2 protein-coding genes and 1 pseudogene are annotated in these 1,647 nt (G+C 33.6%); 2 read left to right on the top strand and 1 reads right to left on the bottom strand.

Annotation, left to right across the window (positions count from 1 at the left end; genetic code table 11):
* The first annotated feature begins 227 nt into the window (after positions 1-227).
* Complete coding sequence (locus FTU83_RS17145; protein WP_180107451.1) at positions 228-461, top strand: hypothetical protein; 234 nt, start codon at positions 228-230, stop codon at positions 459-461.
* Positions 462-930: 469 nt separating this feature from the next.
* Here the strand turns inward: FTU83_RS17145 and FTU83_RS17140 are convergent, their stop codons facing one another.
* A complete protein-coding gene (locus tag FTU83_RS17140) occupies positions 931-1,521 on the bottom strand; it encodes an SUMF1/EgtB/PvdO family nonheme iron enzyme (protein WP_306669662.1) in 591 nt (196 codons plus the stop codon).
* 12 nt (positions 1,522-1,533) lie between these two features.
* On the opposite strand from FTU83_RS17140, the pseudogene FTU83_RS17135 reads away from it, so the two are divergent.
* A pseudogene (locus FTU83_RS17135) lies at positions 1,534-1,647 on the top strand (IS5/IS1182 family transposase); the annotation flags it as partial.

Below are 1,647 nucleotides of genomic sequence, written 5' to 3'. Positions count from 1 at the left end.
CGCGACTCATGAGTGCTCGGTTATATGCGGGCCAATTGGTTGTGCGATAGATTTTGTGTATAGGCTTCTTCATTTGAAAATTATATCGCTGAAAAAGCCTTTACAGATAGGTTTGTGCAACAAAGCCCATTTTAACTATTTGTGTTTTTTGGTTTTTTGGTCATTTAAATTACAATAATAAATATTTTATTTTTCTATATTTAATTATTTTTATGATTTCATTGTTAATGCTAGGTGCTGTATATTTAACTTTAAATAATGGTTGGGTAGCCATTTTAAAATATATGTTCTTGTTTTTTATACTGGATACATTATTAAGTTTAAGTAAGATAAAAAAAATGCAGAAAAAATATAAAAATGATAATTTTGTTGTGGATGGTAATTTAGATGGTTATTCTGCTGATTTTGAAGAAAAAAATGGAAAAGTTTGGGGGGTAGTCTTTTTTCACAAATGGCTATAGTTTCATATATGCTTTTTATTGGACCGTATTTTATAGTCATTAATTCGCCATTTGAATTTTATGCTGGTGAAATGATGTCTGGTATTAAGTCAAATCTTTCGATATATGCCGTAATCTTGATGGTATTAATATTCTGGGAATTTACATTGAAAAGATTTTATTTTTTTAGTGGTCTTAATTACAAATTTGATAAAGAATGAAATAAAAAGCCCCTCATGGCTTTTTTAATATAAATCAAGACAACTGCTGAATCGGACTACCACCCAAGCCTGCATTAAAGTCACATAAGCATTGTATTGACTCGCCTGAGTTTAGACAAATACAAATAGCTGAAGGCTTAGAAAAACCTGAAAGTTTTTTAGTACAAGCACCAAAACCAATCGAAGAGTTAGATTTGGATATGTATAAGTCACGAAGATGTTAATCAAACTTGGATGGCATAAGCCATCCAACATTCGAAAATCTAAACTTATGGCTTAGGAAAAGGTTTCGGTGAGTTTGAAGCACAGCGCACGGATGTGCTGTTATTAATGTTAATATAATCTATACTGTCATCACCTTTTTCGTATTGAGGATTTGGTTCCTTTCCTCTTCTATAAATAGTGGTTGCTGCACCTCCTAATGCTAAACTTTGTGCTGCTCCTTCTTGATGTGTACTCCTTACGGATTTTAATAATCCAGACTTTGGCCCCTGTGGATTGAGTTCAGGTGAATTTTTGTAATACTGTGGGTCAAACCAATCAGACATCCATTCATGGTTATCAGTTGCCATATCGTAGAACCCTAAGGGTGTTGGTGGGAAATGACCTAGCAAAGGAACAATAGCACTAAAATTTAAACTTTTACTGACTTGATCTCTTTGCTCATCACTCCAAACATTACGACCCACTTCATACTTCCCATTATCTGTGGTGGAAATTATATATTGTCCTTTATTTCGAGCAGCATACTCCCATTGGGCTTCAGTAGGTAAATTCATAGGAATGCCGACTTGCTTACCTAACCATTGACAATAATCGGCTTTGTTGCACAAATCTATCGTTAAGGGCTTATTCCACAATATAATTTCCAAATGAACAAGCCTGCACCTAAAATTTATCGTACCACCAATTGGTCTTCTTATAATCGAGCATTAATAAATCGAGGAAATATTTCAATTTGGTTTGACACTAAGACCCAGTGGTAT

The sequence above is a fragment of the Acinetobacter sp. YH12152 genome, assembly GCF_013418285.1.
GTDB lineage: Bacteria > Pseudomonadota > Gammaproteobacteria > Pseudomonadales > Moraxellaceae > Acinetobacter > Acinetobacter amyesii.
The sequence above is the reverse complement of the archived record's forward strand: the minus strand, read 5'-3'. Positions and strand labels throughout refer to the sequence as shown.